Source organism: Tannerella forsythia, assembly GCF_003860135.1.
In the GTDB taxonomy this organism is placed as follows: domain Bacteria; phylum Bacteroidota; class Bacteroidia; order Bacteroidales; family Tannerellaceae; genus Tannerella; species Tannerella forsythia_A.
Genome location: NZ_RQYN01000177.1, coordinates 1 through 355, shown reverse-complemented (window position 1 = coordinate 355; position 355 = coordinate 1). Strand labels below are relative to the sequence as shown.

The 355-nt window shown below is 44.5% G+C and carries 1 protein-coding gene; it reads right to left on the bottom strand.

The window, feature by feature from the left end; genetic code table 11:
- Positions 1–3 precede the first annotated feature (3 nt).
- A partial coding sequence (locus EII41_RS13855; protein WP_148091779.1) for a transposase occupies positions 4–355 on the bottom strand: 352 nt, incomplete at its 5' end.

The following is a 355-nucleotide window of genomic DNA, read 5'->3' as shown; positions in this document are numbered from 1 at the left end:
CTCTTATTTTGTTTGATAGGCAGAAACAAAACCATCCACATAAGGAGAATCTGATTTAATTACGGCAAATGCTTGCCTGACGAGTTTGTTTTCAACCGCTATAAGAGCCACCTTAGAAGGCTTCCCGTTGGCTTTTAATCGTGCGTAGCACTCTTTACAGGTTGTGTTTGCACGTAAAGCAGACCATGATGCGACATAAAGCAATGAACGCAGGTTCGCATCCCCATTCCGGTTAATTCCACCTTTGATGTGTACGGATGTTCCGGATTGTTGGTACGTTGGGCATATCCCGATGAAACGGGAAACCTGCTTTGCATTGTCAAAATAGGAAAAACCGCCGGTAGCGACAATCAAG